The 18093-nt window shown below is 62.1% G+C and carries 17 protein-coding genes; 12 read left to right on the top strand and 5 right to left on the bottom strand.

Features of this window, described 5'->3' with window-relative positions:
- The first annotated feature begins 59 nt into the window (after positions 1–59).
- The 8 genes from thiC (at position 60) to OX462_RS24330 (ending at position 7350) form a co-directional block, all read left to right on the top strand.
- Complete coding sequence (gene thiC, locus OX462_RS24365) at positions 60–1973, top strand: phosphomethylpyrimidine synthase ThiC (protein WP_070222679.1); 1914 nt, start codon at positions 60–62, stop codon at positions 1971–1973.
- Between the two features lie 20 nt (positions 1974–1993).
- Positions 1994–2197: a sulfur carrier protein ThiS gene (gene thiS, locus OX462_RS24360; RefSeq protein WP_070222852.1), complete on the top strand. Its 204-nt coding sequence runs from the start codon at positions 1994–1996 to the stop codon at positions 2195–2197.
- Positions 2198–2212: 15 nt separating this feature from the next.
- Positions 2213–3004, top strand: coding sequence for a thiazole synthase (locus OX462_RS24355; protein ID WP_070222677.1), 792 nt, complete (start codon positions 2213–2215; stop codon positions 3002–3004).
- Positions 3004–3768 (top strand): bifunctional hydroxymethylpyrimidine kinase/phosphomethylpyrimidine kinase, encoded by a 765-nt coding sequence (locus OX462_RS24350; RefSeq protein WP_409028780.1) that lies wholly within the window; start codon positions 3004–3006, stop codon positions 3766–3768. Before OX462_RS24355 ends, OX462_RS24350 begins: the two co-directional genes overlap by 1 nt.
- 10 nt (positions 3769–3778) lie before the next feature.
- Positions 3779–4402, top strand: coding sequence for a thiamine phosphate synthase (gene thiE, locus OX462_RS24345; RefSeq protein ID WP_409027255.1), 624 nt, complete (start codon positions 3779–3781; stop codon positions 4400–4402).
- 78 nt (positions 4403–4480) lie between these two features.
- A complete protein-coding gene (locus tag OX462_RS24340) occupies positions 4481–5113 on the top strand; it encodes an ANTAR domain-containing response regulator (protein WP_409027254.1) in 633 nt (210 codons plus the stop codon).
- Between the two features lie 90 nt (positions 5114–5203).
- Positions 5204–6310 (top strand): S-(hydroxymethyl)glutathione dehydrogenase/class III alcohol dehydrogenase, encoded by a 1107-nt coding sequence (locus OX462_RS24335; RefSeq protein ID WP_035824628.1) that lies wholly within the window; start codon positions 5204–5206, stop codon positions 6308–6310.
- 185 nt (positions 6311–6495) lie between these two features.
- Positions 6496–7350 carry a hypothetical protein gene (locus OX462_RS24330; RefSeq protein WP_409027253.1) on the top strand — a complete coding sequence of 285 codons (855 nt, stop codon included), beginning with the start codon at positions 6496–6498 and terminating at the stop codon, positions 7348–7350.
- Here the strand turns inward: OX462_RS24330 and OX462_RS24325 are convergent.
- Positions 7347–7622: a hypothetical protein gene (locus OX462_RS24325; RefSeq protein WP_409027252.1), complete on the bottom strand. Its 276-nt coding sequence runs from the start codon at positions 7620–7622 to the stop codon at positions 7347–7349. The genes OX462_RS24330 and OX462_RS24325 overlap by 4 nt on opposite strands.
- Before the next feature lie 109 nt (positions 7623–7731).
- Here OX462_RS24325 and OX462_RS24320 point away from each other — a divergent pair, with 109 nt between their 5' ends.
- Complete coding sequence (locus tag OX462_RS24320; protein WP_070222661.1) at positions 7732–10041, top strand: UvrD-helicase domain-containing protein; 2310 nt, start codon at positions 7732–7734, stop codon at positions 10039–10041.
- A 318-nt stretch (positions 10042–10359) separates the two neighbouring features.
- Here OX462_RS24320 and OX462_RS24315 read toward each other — a convergent pair whose 3' ends face one another.
- The 3 genes from OX462_RS24315 to OX462_RS24305 form a co-directional block, all read right to left on the bottom strand.
- A complete protein-coding gene (locus tag OX462_RS24315; protein WP_070290041.1) occupies positions 10360–11151 on the bottom strand; it encodes a BPSS1780 family membrane protein in 792 nt (263 codons plus the stop codon).
- 2 nt (positions 11152–11153) lie between these two features.
- Positions 11154–12110, bottom strand: coding sequence for a homoserine kinase (locus OX462_RS24310; protein WP_409027251.1), 957 nt, complete (start codon positions 12108–12110; stop codon positions 11154–11156).
- A gap of 84 nt (positions 12111–12194) precedes the next feature.
- A complete protein-coding gene (locus OX462_RS24305) occupies positions 12195–12590 on the bottom strand; it encodes a hypothetical protein (protein WP_070222654.1) in 396 nt (131 codons plus the stop codon).
- 291 nt (positions 12591–12881) lie between these two features.
- Here OX462_RS24305 and polA point away from each other — a divergent pair, with 291 nt between their 5' ends.
- Entirely contained in the window at positions 12882–15644 is a 2763-nt protein-coding gene (polA, locus tag OX462_RS24300) for a DNA polymerase I (RefSeq protein WP_409027250.1), read from the top strand.
- Positions 15645–15968: 324 nt separating this feature from the next.
- On the top strand, positions 15969–16853 hold the full coding sequence (locus OX462_RS24295; RefSeq protein ID WP_409027249.1) for a dienelactone hydrolase family protein: 885 nt from the start codon (positions 15969–15971) through the stop codon (positions 16851–16853).
- Between the two features lie 98 nt (positions 16854–16951).
- On the opposite strand, the gene OX462_RS24290 is transcribed toward OX462_RS24295, so the two are convergent.
- Positions 16952–17233, bottom strand: a complete 282-nt coding sequence (locus OX462_RS24290; RefSeq protein WP_162995517.1) for a hypothetical protein — start codon at positions 17231–17233, stop codon at positions 16952–16954.
- Here OX462_RS24290 and OX462_RS24285 point away from each other — a divergent pair.
- The gene (locus tag OX462_RS24285) at positions 17121–17879 is read left to right on the top strand and encodes a ZIP family metal transporter (RefSeq protein ID WP_052140365.1); all 759 of its coding nucleotides are present in this window, start codon (positions 17121–17123) and stop codon (positions 17877–17879) included. The two genes, OX462_RS24290 and OX462_RS24285, sit on opposite strands and share 113 nt — an antisense overlap.
- The last annotated feature ends 214 nt before the right edge of the window (positions 17880–18093 follow it).

Below are 18093 nucleotides of genomic sequence, written 5' to 3'. Positions count from 1 at the left end.
TAATTCCGAACCTCCTTAGCTGGCTCCAGGCTTAAAAATAGTCTAGCCAAGGAGCCAAAATGAACGCCAACCCGAAATTCCTCTCCGCCACCGCCACGGTCGACGAAGCCGCCATCGCGCCGCTGCCCAATTCGCGCAAGATCTACGTGCAGGGCAGCCGCCCCGACATCCGCGTACCCATGCGCGAGATCAGCCAGTCCGACACGGAAGCATCGTTCGGCGGCGAAAAGAATCCGCCGATCTACGTCTACGATACCTCCGGCCCTTACACGGACCCGGACGTGCGGATCGACATCCGCTCGGGCCTCGATACGCCGCGCCTGCCGTGGATCATGGAGCGGGCCGACACGGAAGAATTGCCCGGCCCCACCTCCGACTACGGCATCGCCCGCCTGGCGGACCCGAAGCTGGCCGAGTTGCGTTTCAACTTGCACCGCAAGCCGCGCCGCGCCATTGCCGGCAAGAACGTTACGCAAATGCATTACGCGCGCCAGGGCATCATCACGCCGGAAATGGAATTCGTCGCCATCCGCGAAAACATGCGCCGCCAGGAGTATTTGCGCGAACTGAAAGCTTCCGGCCCCATGGGCGAGCGCCTGGCCGACCTGATGGGCCGCCAGCACCCGGGCCAGTCGTTCGGCGCCAGCATCCCGGCGGAAATCACGCCGGAATTCGTGCGCGAGGAAATCGCCCGCGGCCGCGCCATCATTCCCGCCAACATCAACCACCCGGAAGTCGAGCCGATGATCATCGGCCGCAATTTCCTCGTGAAAATCAACGCGAATATCGGCAATTCCGCCGTCACCTCGTCGATCGGCGAGGAAGTGGAAAAGATGACCTGGGCCATCCGCTGGGGCGGCGATAACGTGATGGACTTGTCTACCGGCAAGCATATCCACGAAACGCGCGAATGGATCGTGCGCAACAGCCCCGTGCCCATCGGCACCGTGCCCATTTACCAGGCGCTGGAAAAGGTCAATGGCAAGGCCGAGGATCTGACGTGGGAAATCTTCCGCGACACTTTGATCGAGCAGGCCGAGCAGGGCGTCGACTATTTCACCATCCACGCCGGCGTGCTGCTGCGCTACGTGCCGATGACGGCCAAGCGGCTGACGGGCATCGTCTCGCGCGGCGGCTCCATCATGGCCAAATGGTGTCTGGCGCACCACCAGGAATCGTTCCTGTACACGCATTTCGAGGAAATCTGCGAAATCATGAAGGCCTACGACGTGTCGTTCTCGCTGGGCGACGGCTTGCGCCCCGGTTCCATCTACGACGCCAACGACGAGGCGCAGCTGGGCGAACTGAAAACTCTGGGCGAGCTGACGCAGGTTGCCTGGAAGCACGACGTGCAAGTGATGATCGAGGGCCCGGGTCATGTGCCCATGCAACTCATTAAAGAAAACATGGACTTGCAGCTGGAGCAGTGCGGCGAAGCGCCGTTCTACACCCTGGGACCGTTGACGACGGATATCGCGCCCGGTTACGACCACATCACGTCCGGCATCGGCGCGGCCATGATCGGCTGGTACGGCACGGCCATGCTGTGCTACGTGACGCCGAAGGAACACCTGGGCTTGCCCAACAAGGCTGACGTCAAGGATGGCATCATCACCTACAAGATTGCGGCGCATGCGGCCGACCTGGCGAAAGGCCATCCGGGCGCACAGATCCGCGACAATGCCCTGTCGAAAGCCCGCTTCGAATTCCGCTGGGACGACCAGTTCAACATCGGCCTGGACCCGGACAAGGCGCGCGAATTCCACGATGAAACCTTGCCCAAGGATTCGGCCAAGGTGGCGCATTTCTGCTCCATGTGCGGCCCCCACTTCTGTTCGATGAAGATCACGCAGGAAGTGCGCGAATACGCGGCCGGCATGGGTATCGCGGAAGACAAGGCGCTCCAGCAGGGCATGGAAATCAAGGCCATCGAGTTCATCAAGAACGGCGCCGAGCTGTACCGCAAGGTCTGAAGGAGAGCGTGATGCCTGCATTGATATCCATCACGCTCAACGGCGCGCCGCATCAGGTGCCGCCCGGGCAAACCCTCGATCAATTGATCGCCGCGCTGTCGCTGGAAAACCAGGCGCTGGCGCTGGCCGTCAACCGCAACGTCGTGCCGCGCAAGGCGTGGCCAGGACAGGTCTTGCAAACGCAAGACCAGGTGGAAATAGTCCGCGCCATCGGTGGCGGCTGAACTAAGGAAAAAGCAATGAACAGTAATAACAACGACCTGCTGACCATTGCAGGAAAACAGTATCAATCGCGCTTGCTGGTGGGCAGCGGCAAGTACAAGGACTTGCCGCAGACGCGCGAGGCGACGGATGCGGCCGAGGCGCAGATCATCACGGTGGCGATCCGCAGGGTCAACATTGGCCAGGACCCTAACGCGCCCAGCCTGCTCGACTTCGTGCCGCCGGACCAGTACACGATACTGCCGAACACGGCCGGCTGCTACAACGCGAAAGACGCCGTCTACACCTTGCAGCTGGCGCGCGAACTGCTGGGCGGGCGCAATCTGGTCAAGCTCGAGGTGCTGGGCGATGAAAAGACCCTGTTCCCGCACATGCCGGAAACGTTGATTGCCGCCGAGGCGCTGGTCAAGGATGGCTTTGACGTGATGGTCTACTGCAGCGATGACCCCATCCAGGCGAAGATTCTGGAAGACATCGGCTGCGTGGCCGTCATGCCGCTGGCCTCCTTGATCGGCTCGGGCATGGGCATCCTGAATCCGTGGAACTTGTCCTTGATCATCGACCAGGCGAAAGTGCCCGTGCTCGTCGATGCGGGCGTGGGCACGGCGTCGGATGCGGCCATCGCCATGGAACTCGGTTGCGATGGCGTGCTGATGAATACGGCCATTGCCGGCGCGCGCGATCCCGTGCGCATGGCGCGTGCGATGAAGCTGGCCGTGCGGGCCGGGCGCGAAGCGTTTCTGGCGGGACGCATGCCCCGCAAATTTGCCGCGTCGCCATCGTCGCCGATGGCGGGCCGCCTGACGTGATGGTGCCAACGTTGCCGACGGTGCTGGTGTTTGCCGGCGTCGACCCGTCGGGCGGCGCCGGCATCGCCGCCGATATTGTCGCGATTGCCGCGCAGGGCGCGCATGCCTTGCCCGTGATCACGGCGCTGACGGTGCAGGACAACGACAGGGTCTTCGGCGTGCAGCCGGTGGCGCCGGAATGGCTGCGCCGGCAGGCGCTGGCGCTGATCGACAAGATGGTAATCAGCGCCGTGAAAATCGGCATCCCGGGCAGCGCCGCGAATGCGGCCGTCATCGCGCAACTGATCGCGCAATTGCGCCAAAGCCGGCCGGACTTGCCCGTGGTGCTCGATCCCGTGCTGGCCAGCGGCCATGGCGACGTGCTCAGCCGGGACGATGCCGTGCTGGCGCTGGCGCCCTTGCTGCCGGTGACGACCGTGATCGTACCGAACGGGCCCGAAGCGCTGGCTCTTGGCGGCGAAGCAGCGTTGCGCGCGCAAGGCTGTGGCCACGTGCTGGTGACGGGCGGCCACGGCGAGGGCCAGACGATCATCAACCGCTGGTTTGACGCCGCTGGCGGGGAGCGCGAATGGTGCTGGCCGCGCCTGCCCGGAGAATTTCACGGCAGCGGCTGCACCCTGGCCTCGGCCATCGCGGCGCGCCTGGCGCTGGGACAGGCATTGCCTGAAGCGCTTGATCTGGCGCAAAGCTATTGCCATGCGGCCCTGGCCGGCGCGTATGCGATTGCGCCAGGTCAGCTTATGCCGCAACGATTCATTCAATAAGGAAAACATCATGCGTGGACTGTATCTGGTTACCCCGAATTGGGACGACACCGACCGCCTGCTCGACATCACGGAACAGGCCTTGCACGGCGGCGTGGCCCTGCTGCAATACCGTCACAAGAGCGCCGAGGTGCAGCAGCGGCGCGAGCAGGCGGGCGCCTTGCTGGCCCTGGCCCGCAAGTATGGCGTGCCCTTCATCATCAATGACTTTATCGCGCTGTGCGAAGAACTCGACGCCGATGGCGTGCACGTGGGCGGCCTGGACGCGTCCGTGGCGCAGGTGCGCGCCCGCCTGGGCAAGGACAAGATCGTCGGCGCTTCCTGCTATGGCGACATGGCCCTGGCCAGGACGGCCGAGGCCGGCGGCGCCAGCTATGTGGCCTTCGGCGGCTTTTATCCTTCGCTGGTGAAAAAGTATCCGGTGACCACGCCCCTGGACATCGTACTGGAGGCGAAACGCGAGATCGCCTTGCCTTGCGTGGTGATCGGCGGCATGACGCCGGAGAACGCGGCGCCGCTGGTGGCGCGCGGCGCCGACATGGTGGCGGCCATCAGCAGCGTCTTTAACAATGCATACGAGGCGGACGATGTGAATATTGCGGTGCAGCAATTCAATCAATTATTCGCGGCATGAGCATGGACATACGGGGCTGATTTGGGGCAATAATCGGCATATAATAAGAACATCATTCATTACCGAGGTTCCCCACCCATGAGTCAGCCAGCCGCCGCGAAACGCTTTATCCTGATCGTTGACGATGACCAGCTCCTGTTGGAATTCCTCGGCGAAGTCCTGCGCCATGCCGGCTACGAGACGGCCCTGGCCAATTCGGCCGAAGTGGCGCTGCAGCTGGTCGCCCAGCGCGAGCCGGACCTGGCTTTGCTCGACATCCACATGCCGGGCATGTCCGGCCTGGAACTGGCCAAGCGCCTGCATGGCGAGACGGGCGTGCCGTTCATGTTCCTGTCCGGCAGCGGCGACAGCGAATCGGGCAAGCAGGCAGCCGCCTATGGCGCCGTCGGCTACGTGGTCAAACCCGTCGACGAAGGCCGCTTGATGCCGGCGTTCGAAGCGGGCCTGGCCCGTGCCGATGAAATCCGCCAGTTGCGTCGCACCGAGCTGAACCTGAACGCGGCCCTGGCCGCCGGCCGCGAAACGAGCTTGGCCGTGGGTTTGCTGATGGGCAAGTTCCAGACGGACCGCAACACGGCGTTCGAAGTGCTGCGCGACCATGCCCGTTCCAGCCGCCGCAAGATCAATGAAATCGCCAGCCAGCTGTTGCTGGCCGAGGAAACCCTGAACGGCTTGCACGGCGCATTTTTGAACCGGGCAAAGACCAAGTAAGCGTATCCTCTCGCGCCCGCATGCCTGCCTTGCTATGATGTGGCGATACGGCGCGCTGGCGCGCCTGGTTCAACCATAGACAGGACATACATGAAAACCAAAGCAGCGATTGCATGGAAGGCGGGCGCGCCTTTGACCATCGAAGAAGTCGACCTGGCTGGCCCGCGCGAGGGCGAGGTCTTGGTCGAGATCAAGGCCACGGGCATTTGCCACACCGATTACTACACCCTGTCGGGCGCCGACCCGGAAGGCATCTTCCCGTCCATCCTGGGCCATGAAGGCGCCGGCATCGTCGTCGACGTGGGCCCGGGCGTGAAAAGCCTGAAGAAGGATGACCACGTCATCCCGCTGTACACGCCGGAATGCCGCCAGTGCAAATTCTGCCTGTCGCAAAAGACCAACCTGTGCCAGTCGATCCGCTCGACCCAGGGCCGCGGCCTGATGCCGGACGCCACCTCGCGCTTCTCCATCGACGGCAAGCCCATCTTCCACTACATGGGCACCTCCACCTTTTCGAACTACATCGTCGTGCCGGAAATCGCGCTCGCAAAAATCCGCGAAGACGCACCGTTCGACAAGGTCTGCTACATCGGCTGCGGCGTCACCACCGGCGTGGGCGCCGTGCTGTTTACGGCCAAGGTCGAGGCGGGCGCGAATGTCGTCGTGTTCGGCCTGGGCGGCATCGGCCTGAACGTGATCCAGGCGGCCAAGATGGTCGGCGCCGATAAAATCATCGGCGTGGACATCAACCCGGCGCGCCAGGACATCGCCCGCAAGTTCGGCATGACGCATTTTGTCAACGCCAACGAAGTGGAAAACGTCGTCGACACCATCGTGCAACTGACGGACGGCGGCGCCGACTACAGTTTTGAATGCATCGGCAACACCACCACCATGCGCCAGTCGCTCGAGTGCTGCCACAAGGGCTGGGGCCAGTCCATCATCATCGGCGTGGCGGCGGCCGGCCAGGAAATTTCCACCCGTCCATTCCAGCTGGTGACGGGGCGCGTGTGGAAAGGTTCCGCCTTCGGCGGCGCGCGCGGCCGCACGGATGTGCCGAAGATCGTCGACTGGTACATGGAAGGCAAGCTCAATATCGACGATTTGATCACGCACCGTCTGAAGCTCGACGACATCAACCAAGGTTTCGACTTGATGAAAAGCGGCGAATCGATCCGCTCCGTCGTGCTGTATTAATTGAAATACGCCGTACCACGGCGTTTTTGCGGAGGCTGCGGCCTCCGTTTTTTTTGCCCCGCGTGCCATCCATCGTCCATGTCTGCCATCCAGGCAGGTCTTTTTGCAGCCTGTCGCACCGCGCTGGAGCCGTGCGCCATCCATCGCTACAGTCAATGCTCCACTACTTTTGCGACGAGGCAGCCATGTCCACTTCCCACCGTTTGATCCTCAGCCTGGCCGGTATCCTGATCAGCGGCAGCGCGCTGGCCGTGCAGCCGTCGCAGCCGCCCGCGCCGCCGGCCGCACCGGCCGCGCCGAGCAAGAAAATCAATATTTCCATGGGCAGCGGCGATGGCTATGCGCTCGTCGACAGCAGCGAGGATAGCGTCACCATGGCCGGCACCGATGTCGACGGCCAGCAGATCAAGCAGCTGCAGCGTTCGCTCAAGGGACAGTTCCTGTGGTTCCGCGACCAGGGCAAGGGCTATGTGACGCAGGATGCCACGCTGCTGGCCCGCGTGCGCGACGCCTGGAAGCCGTCGCAAGATATGGGCTTTCAGATGAGCGGCCTGGGCAAGCAGATGAGCGAACATGGCAAGGCGATGGGCGAACTGGGCAGCAAGATGGGCGCCCATGGCGCGGCGCAGGCGAACGTCGGCGCGCGCGATGTGGCGCAACTGCAGGCGCTGGGCCGCCAGCAGCAGGAACTGGGCCGCAAGATGGGCGAGGCGGCACGCCGCCAGGCGCAGGCCACCACGGAGACGGCGCGCCGCGCGGCCGGACGCGAGGTGGAACGCCTGCAGCAGCAGATGGAAGATGCGCAGGACGCCATGGAAGAGGTCAACGACCGCATTGCCACCGCGCAAGAACGCGAGGCGGACAAGGTGGATGTGCTGTCGCGCCAGATGGATCAGCGCGACAAGCCGATGGAAACCCTGGGCAAGCAGATGGAAGCGCTGGGACGCCAGCAGGAAAAAGCCACCAAGGCAGCCGACAAGGCCACGCGCCAGGTGATTGCCCAGGCGCTCAGCGAAGGCAAGGCCAAGCCGGTGCGCTAGACTTGGTTCCAGCTGGCGGCTACGGCCCGGTATTGCGCCGGCAGCTGCGCCCTGGCCTCGTCTTCGCTCGCATACACCTCATCCTGCAGCGTTTCCCAGCGAGCGTCGCAGCTGAAACGGTAGACGCGCGCCTCGCCCGCATACTGGCACACGGCCAGGCCGTGGATGGCGACGGGGCCGGCGCCGTCTTCACTGGCGACGTGGCCGAAGGGCAGGTCGGACCAGGCCCAGGCCAGTACGCGGGCGCCGTCGAGGTCGGTGGGTGGTGTCATGGGGATAGAGGCCGTTGTGTCGGGATGCCGATTGTAGCGCGCGTGGGTAAAATGGCGCGACCGCTGGACAAATGCACAGTATTTTTAGCCATGCCGGTATAATCACGGGATGCAAAATCTTCTTCACAACCTCAATCCCGAACAATTGGCTGCCGTCACCCTGCCGGCCCAGCATGCGCTGATCCTGGCCGGCGCCGGTTCGGGCAAGACCCGCGTGCTGACCACCCGCATTGCGTGGCTGATCCAGACCCAGCAGGTATCGCCGCCCGGCATCCTGGCCGTGACCTTTACGAATAAAGCCGCCAAGGAAATGCTCACGCGCCTGTCAGCCATGCTGCCGATCAACACGCGCGGCATGTGGATCGGCACCTTCCACGGCCTGTGCAACCGCTTGCTGCGCACGCACTACCGCGATGCGGCCTTGCCGCAGACGTTCCAGATCCTCGATTCGCAGGATCAGCTATCCGTGATCAAGCGCTTGTTGAAGGCGAACAACATTGATGATGAGAAATTCCCGCCGAAGACGGTGATGTATTTCATCAACAACGCCAAGGACCAGGGTTTGCGCGCCACGGACGTGGAAGCGTATGACGCGCACGAGCGCAAGATGGTCGAGCTTTACCAGTTGTACGACGACCAGTGCCAGCGCGAAGGCGTCGTCGATTTTGCGGAACTGTTGCTGCGCACGTATGAGTTGCTGAGCCGCAACCAACCGTTGCGCGAGCATTACCAGGCCCGTTTCCGCCACATTTTGGTGGACGAGTTCCAGGATACGAACAACCTGCAATACAACTGGTTGAAATTGCTGGCCGGCCACGGCAGCCGCGATGGCGGCGCCCTGTTTGCCGTCGGCGACGATGACCAGAGCATCTATGCGTTCCGCGGCGCCAACGTGGGCAACATGAGCGCCTTCGAGCACGAGTTCCAGGTGAAGAACTTGATCAAGCTGGAGCAGAACTACCGCTCGCACGGCCACATCCTCGACAGCGCCAACGTGTTGATCGCGAACAATAGCAAGCGCCTGGGCAAGAATTTGCGCACGGACGCGGGCCATGGCGAGCAGGTGCGCGTGTATGAAGCCAGTTCCGACTTGCAGGAAGCGCAGTGGATCATCGAAGAGGCGAAAAGCCTGATCGCCGATGGCGCCTCGCGCAGCGAAATCGCGATTCTGTACCGTTCGAATGCGCAGTCGCGCGTGATCGAACATGCGCTGTTCTCGGCCGCGATTCCGTACCACGTGTATGGCGGCCAGCGCTACTTCCAGCGCGCCGAGGTCAAGCACGCAATTGCCTATTTGCAGTTGATGGACAATCCGCACAATGACTCCGCTTTCTTGCGCGTGGTCAATTTCCCCACGCGCGGCATCGGCATGCGCTCGATCGAGCAATTGCAGGCCGCGTCGGAACAGTACGGCATTTCGCTGTACGCGTCCGTGCCGTATGTGGCGGGCAAGGCGGGCAGCGTGCTGGCCGGTTTCGTCAAGCTGATCGAAGGCGTGCGCTTCGAAACGCAGCAATTATCTCTGCCGGAAATGGTCAGAGTCGTGCTGGAAGCGAGTACCTTGCTGCAACACTATCAGAATGAAAAGGAAGGCGCCGACCGCATCGAGAATCTGGAGCAGATGGTCAGCGCGGCCAGCCAGTTCATTTCCGAGGAAGGTTTTGGACAGGGCGCACCGGCCCACCTGGGGCCTGCCGCCCAGGCGCAGTCGGGCGCACCCGTCGCCAACCAGGATGGCATCGAAATTTTAGATGCCGACGCGCCGCTGCCGGCCGTGATGTCGCCGCTCTCCGCCTTCCTCTCGCACGCGTCGCTGGAAGCGGGCGACAACCAGGCGCAGGCGGGCCAGGATGCGCTGCAGATGATGACGGTACATTCGGCCAAGGGCCTGGAATTCGACAATGTGTTCATTACGGGCCTGGAAGAGGGCCTGTTCCCGCACGAAAGCAGTTCGAAGGAAGACAACGGCGTGGAAGAGGAACGCCGGCTGATGTACGTGGCCATCACGCGCGCGCGCAAGCGGTTGTACATGAGTTTTTCGCAGACGCGCATGCTGCACGGCCAGACGCGCTACAACATGAAGTCGCGCTTCTTCGATGAGTTGCCGGAAGAGTCCTTGAAATGGCTGTCGCCGAAGGTGCAGGCCAACTGGTTCGGCAACCGCAAGTCGGCCTGGGACGAGGCGCCCAAGGTGGCCAGCCTGGGTTCGGACAATGCGATTGCACAAAAGATCGCGCAAAAAGCCACGGGCGGCGGCTGGCGCATCGGCGAATCGGTGGCGCACGCCAAGTTCGGTGAAGGCGTGATCGTCAATATCGAAGGCGGCGGCGGCAATGCGCGCGCGCAGATCAACTTCGGACAGCACGGCATGAAGGTGCTGGACCTGGGGATTGCGAAGCTGGAACGTCTGGGACGGTGATGTGGTACGCGGGATGGCTGACGATGGCGTCGGATTACGCCTTCGGCTAATCCGACCTACGCCAGGAACGGTGATCTGGTCTGGCGCGTAGATCGGATTAGCGTAGCGTCATCCGACATCATTGTTGGCCTCGCAGCGTCGGATTACGCGGCGTGCCGCCGCTAATCCGACCTACGCTGTGGCATTGCAAGGCATTCGAGAGCGCGTAGGTCGGATTAGCGCAGCGTAATCCGACATCATTGTTGGCGTTGCAAGGCATTCGATATATAAAAAAGGGGCAGCCTGCGCAGGCTGCCCCTTTTTATATCTGGCCGGTGATCACTCTCCGGTCTTGTCCAACGACACCGTCTTGCTCTCATCGACGGGCAGGCCGAAGATTTGCCGGTAGGCGGCGTAGAACGAGCAATGCATGATGATGGTGAGTATCATCGACAGGGGCATCATCAGCTGCATCATCAGCGGCGTGCGGCCAAAGATGACGGCCAGTAACTGGCTGGTGACGACGCTGATGGCGAACCAGGTGGCGGCGAAGACGATGAAGGCCGACAGCGAACGCCAGACGGCGAAAAAGCTGAAGAACAGCGCCTTGCCCAGGCCGGTTTGGCGCCAGTAGATCAGCGGCGCGGCAAAGCAGAAGGCCATGGCGGCCGGCACATACAGCACGATGGCCAGCAGGATGCCCAGGCCCAGGCGCGAGTCGGGGATGGCGGCGCGTGCCGCTTCTTCCGTCAGTTGCCCCGTGACCAGTTTCCACAGCAAGCCGTCGTCCACCAGGGTCGAGGCGCCGATGGCAACGATGGCCATCAGGATGTACAGCACGCCCAGGCCGAACAGGGAAGGAAACGCGGGTTTGCGGAAGCCCGAAATCAAGAGGCTGGGCAGGACGCGCTTGCCCTGGTCGATATTCAGGCAACCTTGCACGAAGGCCACGGAAAACACGGGCACCAGGATGACGGGCAGCAATTGGCCGAGCACGGGCACGATGCTGACGGCCAGCATGCAGAACATATAGCCGAGAAACAGCATCGACATGCCGCCAGGTTGCTTGCGAAACAGGGCGAATCCCTGTTTCACCCATTGCCAACCTGTACTTGCAGGTAATTTTTCCATGTTTAAAACAGTTCCGGAGCAGGTGTGGCGATACGTTCGCGCAGAATGCGTTCGAAATGCGTGGGATCGTGCGGTGTCAGCATTTCCGCTTCGCGCGGCTGGTAATAATCGTACAGGCGCGACAGCCAGAAACGCAGCGCGGCGGCGCGCAGCATCGGTTGCCATGCCGTTTGTTCTTCGTGCGTAAACGGGCGCACGGCCTGGTAGGCGTCGAGCAGGGCGCGCACGCGCACCTTGTCGAGCACGCCCGTGGCCAGGTCCACGCACCAGTCGTTGACGGTGACGGCCACGTCGAACAGCCAGGTGTCGCAGCCGGCAAAGTAAAAGTCGAAAAAGCCCGTCAGGCGCTCGCCGTCAAACATGACGTTGTTGCGGAACAAGTCGGCATGCACGGGACCGCGCGGGATGGCTTTATACGTATCGCAGGCGGCAAAGGCGTCCTGGAAGTGGATTTCCGCGCGCAGCAGGTGCGCCCTGGCATCGTCGAGATGGTGCAAGACCAGCGGCGTGGTGGCGTTCCACCAGTCCAGTCCCCGCAAATTCGGCTGCTGCAGGGGGAAGTCCTGCGCCGCCAGGTGCATCTTCGCCAGCATGGCGCCGACGGCGGCGCAATGCACGGCTTGCGGCGCCATCTGCGAGCTGCCGTCGAGTTTGCTGACGATGGCCGCCGGCTTGCCTTGCAGGGCCGTCACCAGTTCGCCGTCCGCATTGGCGATCGGTGCGGGCACCAGCACGCCCCGGTCCGCCAAATGGCGCATCAGTTGCAGGTAGAACGGCAATTGCGCGAAGCTGAGGTTTTCAAAGATCGTCAGCACATACTCGCCGCGCTCCGTGCTCAGGAAGAAATTGCTGTTTTCGATGCCGGACGCGATGCCCTTGAGCGCCAGAGGTTTGCCGACTGGAAACTGCGTGATCCACTGGCCGATATCGTCCAGGTGTAGCGCGGTAAAAACTGCCATGGGAAAGAGAGGAATGGTCTAAAAGGTCAAAAAAAGCCGGCTGCCCCCGCGCATGGCCGGGGCAGGGCAGAAGAGAGTGGCTGCTTACTTCGCTGGTGCGGGCGGTGCTGGCGCGTCCGCTGCCTCTTCGTCGCGTTGTTTCTGTTTCTTCTTGCCCAGATCAAATTCCAGTACTTTCCATTGCGGGCCGCGCAGGGCGTTGCCGTTGGCCTGGTCGGCGCCGGCGGCCGGCTTCATGTAATAGGTGCTGCCGCCGCTGGTGACTTTCACTTCGCTGGTGACGCCCGCTTCGCGTTTTTCGGTAATCTGCTGCTTGGCGGCGGCCGGCGCCACGGTGATGGGGGCTTCGCCCATTTCCTCGATACGTTCCAGTTGTGGCGGCGCGTCGCTCGGTTTGGCCGGCGTCTGGGCGCTGGCAATGGCTGAACATGCCAGCAGGGGCAGGGCGAGGAATGTCCAGAGTGTCGATGTACGCATCATGATGGGTTCGCTTCCATGTGTGGGACTGCAGCGCGTGCAGTGGTGTAATGCCGTCAATTTATCTATAAGGCATTGTAACAAACTGATAGGCAATGCTGTTTAAATGAACGGAAATGGCTGGCAGCGGCGGCACGCATGCCAGTTCGGGGCCGCCAGGGTGGCAAAAACGCCAGGAGCGGCACGCATTGCGGCCGGTGGCGCGGCCCTAAACTCTGCGATAATTGGACGATATTCCACCCGCCCGCCGCTGTACTTCCTGGGCGGGCGCGCTCACCTTATTTTATTGGCATTATGCAAAACACCCTGCTGTTAGTCGACGGTTCCAGTTACCTCTATCGTGCCTTCCATGCGCTGCCCGACCTGCGCAGCCCGGACGGTTACCCCACGGGCGCCATGCACGGCATGGTCAACATGCTGCGCCGCCTGCGCGCCGATTACCCGGCCGCCTACATCGCCTGCGTGTTCGATGCCAAGGGTAAAACTTTCCGCGATGACATGTATCCCGAGTACAAGGCCACGCGCGCCTCGATGCCGGACGACCTGCGTTTGCAGATCGAACCGATCCATGAAGCCGTGCGCGCCATGGGCTGGCCGATCCTGATGGTCGACGGCGTCGAAGCGGACGATGTGATCGGCACCCTGGCCGTGCAGGCGGCCGCCGCCGGCATGAACGTGGTGGTGTCCACGGGCGACAAGGATCTGGCACAGCTGGTCAACAGCCAGGTGATGCTGATCAATACCATGAGCAATGAAAAGCTCGACGAAGCGGCCGTGCTGGCCAAGTTCGGCGTGCCGCCCAACCGCATCATCGATTATCTGTCGCTGATCGGCGATACGGTCGACAACGTGCCGGGCGTGTCGAAATGCGGCCCGAAAACGGCCGTCAAATGGCTGACCTTGTACGACAGCCTGGAAGGCGTGATGGAAAACGCGGCCAAGGTGGGCGGCGCCGTCGGTGAAAACCTGCGCACGGCCCTGCCATGGCTGCCGCAGGCGCGCGCCTTGATCACCGTCAAGACCGATTGCGATCTGTCCGGCCATATGACGACGATCGCCGACTCGCTGGTGGCGAAACACGAAGACAAGGAAGCGCTGCTGGCCTTCTTCAACCGCTACGGCTTCAAGGCCCTGCTGCGCGAACTGGGCGCGGCGCCGCCGCCGATGTCGCCCGTCGGCGCACCGCCTGCCGCCGGCGCCTCCGCCGTCAACACGACGGGCGACATGTTTGCCGACGCGGCGCCAGCGGTCGAAGCCGAGTATGAAACCGTGCTGACGGATGAACAGCTCGACAAATGGATCGCCCTGATCGATGCCGCTGCCCTGACGGCTGTCGACACGGAAACCACCTCGCTGGAACCGATGACGGCGCAAATGGTCGGCATTTCCCTCTCCGTGGCCGAGCACGCCGCCTGCTACATCCCGCTGGCGCACGACTACGCGGGCGCGCCCGAGCAGTTGACGCGCGAACACGTGCTGGCGAAATTGCGCCCGTGGCTGGAAGATGCGAACAAGCCCAAGCTGGGCCAGAACCTGAAATACGACAGCCACATCTTCGCCAACCATGGCGTGACGTTGCGCGGCATCGCCCACGACACCTTGCTCGAATCGTATGTGTTCGAATCGCACAAGAAACACGACATGGACAGCCTGGCCCTGCGCCACCTGAACTACACGACCATCCCGTTCGAGGACGTGTGCGGCAAGGGCGCCAAGCAGATCACCTTCAACCAGGTCGAGGTGCAGCAGGCGGCCAAGTACGCGGCCGAAGATGCCGACGTCACCTTGCGCTTGCACAATGCCATGTGGGGCAATGTGGCGAACGATGAAAAACTCACCTTCATCTATGAAAAGATCGAGATGCCGACGGCCGTGGTCTTGCAAAAGATCGAGCGCAACGGCGTGCTGATCGACGACGAATTGCTCAACATCCAGTCGGCCGAGCTGGCCGTGAAGATCCTCGAGCTGGAAAAGAAGGCGTATGAACTGGCCGAGCAGCCGTTCAACCTGGGTTCGCCCAAGCAGATCGGCGAAATCTTCTTCGAGAAATTGAAGCTGCCGGTGGTCAAGAAGACCCCGACGGGCGCGCCCTCGACGGATGAAGAAGTCTTGCAAAAGCTGGCCGAGGATTATCCGCTGCCCAAAGTGCTGCTCGAATACAGGGGCATGGCCAAGCTGAAGTCGACCTACACGGACAAATTGCCGAAGATGATCAACGTCACCACGGGCCGCGTGCACACGAACTATGCGCAAGCCGTGGCCGTGACGGGGCGGCTGGCGTCGAACGACCCGAACTTGCAGAATATCCCCATCCGCAGCGCGGAAGGCCGCCGCATCCGCGAAGCGTTCATTGCGCCGCCGGGCAGCCACATCGTGTCGGCCGACTATTCGCAGATCGAATTGCGCATCATGGCGCATATCTCGGGCGATGAAGCGATGTTGCGCGCGTTTGCCGACGGCATCGACATTCACCGCGCTACGGCCGCCGAGATCTTTGGCGTGCCGGCCGCGGAAGTGCAGAGCGAGCAGCGCCGCTACGCCAAGGTCATCAACTTCGGTTTGATCTACGGCATGAGCGCTTTCGGCCTGGCCGGTAACCTGGGCGTGGACCGCACGGCCGCACAAAGCTATATCGACCGTTACTTTGCCCGTTTTTCCGGAGTGAAACAGTACATGGAAGACACGCGCCAGCAAGCCAAGGCGCGCGGCTACGTGGAAACCGTGTTTGGCCGCCGTTTGTGGTTACCGGAAATTAATTCGCCGAACGGCCCGCGCCGCCAGGGCGCGGAACGGGCCGCGATCAACGCGCCGATGCAGGGCACCGCCGCCGACCTCATCAAGCTGGCCATGATCGCCGTGCAAGGCTGGCTGGAAACGGACGGCTTGCAGACGAAGATGATCATGCAGGTGCACGATGAACTGGTGCTGGAAGTGCCGGACGCGGAACTGGAACTGGTCAAGCGCAAGCTGCCGGAACTGATGGCGGGCGTGGCCGCGCTGAAAGTGCCGCTGACGGCCGATGTAGGCGTAGGCAGGAACTGGGACGAAGCGCATTGATGCTGCGTCGGCTTACGCGGGGCATGCCCCGCTAAGCCGACCTACATGTTTAATTCAGCAATGACCGTAAGCCGAACACATGTTTACTTGAGCAATGACCGTAGGTCGGCTTAGCGCAGCGTAAGCCGACATTGTTTGTCAACTGGGACGAAGCGCATTGATGCTGTGTCGGCTTACGCGGGGCATGCCCCGCTAAGCCGACCTACATGTTTAATTCAGCAATGACCGTAGGCCGAACACATGTTTACTTGAGCAATGACCGTAGGCCGGCTTAGCGCAGCGTAAGCCGACATTGTTTGTCAACACACCCTTCAGGAGTAACGCATGAGCGACATGATCACCGATTGTGAAAGTTTGCTGGGCCAGAGCAGCGTGTCCTGGCCGAACGGCCGGCGCGGTTTCCTGAAGGTGGCGCTGGGCGCGGGCTTTGCCGTGGCCGTGCTGCCCGTGGCGGCGCAAAACGTCATCAAGACGGATTCCGCCGGACTCGTCACGGGCACCATGTCGGTGATGGTCGATGGCCAGGCCGTGCCCGTGTATGCGGCCCAGCCGGAAGGCAAGACGGGTTTGCCCGTGGTATTGGTTATTTCGGAAATCTTTGGCGTGCATGAACATATCGCCGACATGGCGCGCCGCTTCGCCAAGCAGGGTTACCTGGCGCTGGCGCCCGACCTGTTCGTGCGCCAGGGCGATCCCACCAAGGTGGCCAGCATCCCGGAATTGATGAAAGGCATCATCGCCAAGACGCCGGATGCGCAAGTGATGGCGGACCTCGATGCGGTTGTTGCGTGGGCGAAACAGAATGGCGGCGACACGAGCCGCCTGGGCATCACGGGCTTTTGCTGGGGCGGCCGCATCACGTGGCTGTACGCGGCGCACAATCCGGCCGTCAAGGCGGGCGTGGCCTGGTATGGCCGCCTCGTGGGCGAAGCGACTGCCTTGCAGCCGAGCAACCCCATCGACATCGCCGCCACCTTGAAAGTGCCCGTGCTGGGCTTGTATGGCGGCAAGGATACGGGCATCACGCAGGAATCGATCGCGAAGATGAAGGAGGCGCTGGCCAAGGGCGGCAACCAGTCGGAATTCGTCGTGTATCCCGATGCGGGCCACGCCTTCAATGCCGATTACCGCCCCAGCTATGTGGCGGCCGATGCGAAAGACGGCTATGCGCGCTGCCTGGCCTGGTTCAAAAAGCATGGCGTTGCCTGAGGTTGCAAGCTGAACGGCGCTAAAAGTGCCTGATTGCCACATTTTTTTCCAGAAGTTGCCGCGAAAGGCGCACCGGGCTGTAAAATGCCCGGTTCGCGTCAATGCAGTACAATTGCATCTTCACTGCGCCACGCTGCCGCCAAGCGCGCACAAGATTGAATAATAAGCAACACTATACAGATCAAGCCAGACGCCAGCATTGCGGGCGCCCGTAGGCCGGCGCCATTTTGAGGTAAGAAAATCATCGATCCCGTCCTTATATCCATTTTGCTCGCGACAACGATCGCGGGCGTCTTCAGCATTACTGCGGCGGCGATCTTTTCGTTTGCATTCCTGTCCAAAGTGGTCGAGCGCATGGTCAGCTTGTCCGTCGGCATCATGCTGTCGACGTCCTTGCTGCATGCCTTGCCCGAAGCGTTCGAATCGCAGGCGGACCCGCGCAGCCTGTTCGCCACCCTGCTGGCGGGCTTGCTGGCCTTTTTCATGCTGGAAAAATTCGCCATCCTGCGCCATTCGCACCACCACGAAGGCGACGGCCACCACCATGCGCACGGCCACGACAAGCACGAGGCGGGCAAGGCCGGCTGGATGATCCTGGTCGGCGACGGCATGCACAACTTTACGGACGGCATCTTGATCGCGGCCGCCTTCCTGGCCGACCCGAAGCTGGGCCTGGTCACGGGCCTGGCCATCATCGCGCATGAAATCCCGCAGGAAATCGGCGATTTTATTGTACTGCTCAACGCCGGTTTCTCGCGCCTGCGCGCCTACATCTTCAATCTGCTGTGCAGTCTGATGGCGGTGGCGGGCGGCTTGCTCGGCTATTTCACCCTGGACCGCGCCAGCAACCTGATCCCGTACGTGCTCGTGTTCGCCTCGTCCGGCTTCATCTATATTGCCTTGTCCGACCTGATGCCGCAGATGCAGCGCCGCGCCACCTTGCGCGAAACCATCCCGCAAGTGCTGCTGATCGCGCTGGGCGTGTGTATCGTGCTGTTCCTGACGCACAAGCGCCACGGCGGTTGATGCACTGATTCGGTGCCGCAGTACCACTTATGCTATATTGCCTTTCTGACTAACTTGCACAGAAAGGAGGAAAATATCATGGAAGAAAACTTGTTGCTCGCCTTGTGGCGCGCACGCTCTTTAAGCGCATTTGCCAGCTCTTGCCCACGTTCTATCGCGCTGCGATAACCTGGCCAGAGCAAAGTCACCCTCCTCTACGAGTCCTTTCCTGGTA

Origin of the sequence: Janthinobacterium aestuarii, from assembly GCF_046113285.1 — a bacterium.
Lineage (GTDB): Bacteria > Pseudomonadota > Gammaproteobacteria > Burkholderiales > Burkholderiaceae_D > Janthinobacterium.
The sequence above is the reverse complement of the archived record's forward strand: the minus strand, read 5'-3'. Positions and strand labels throughout refer to the sequence as shown.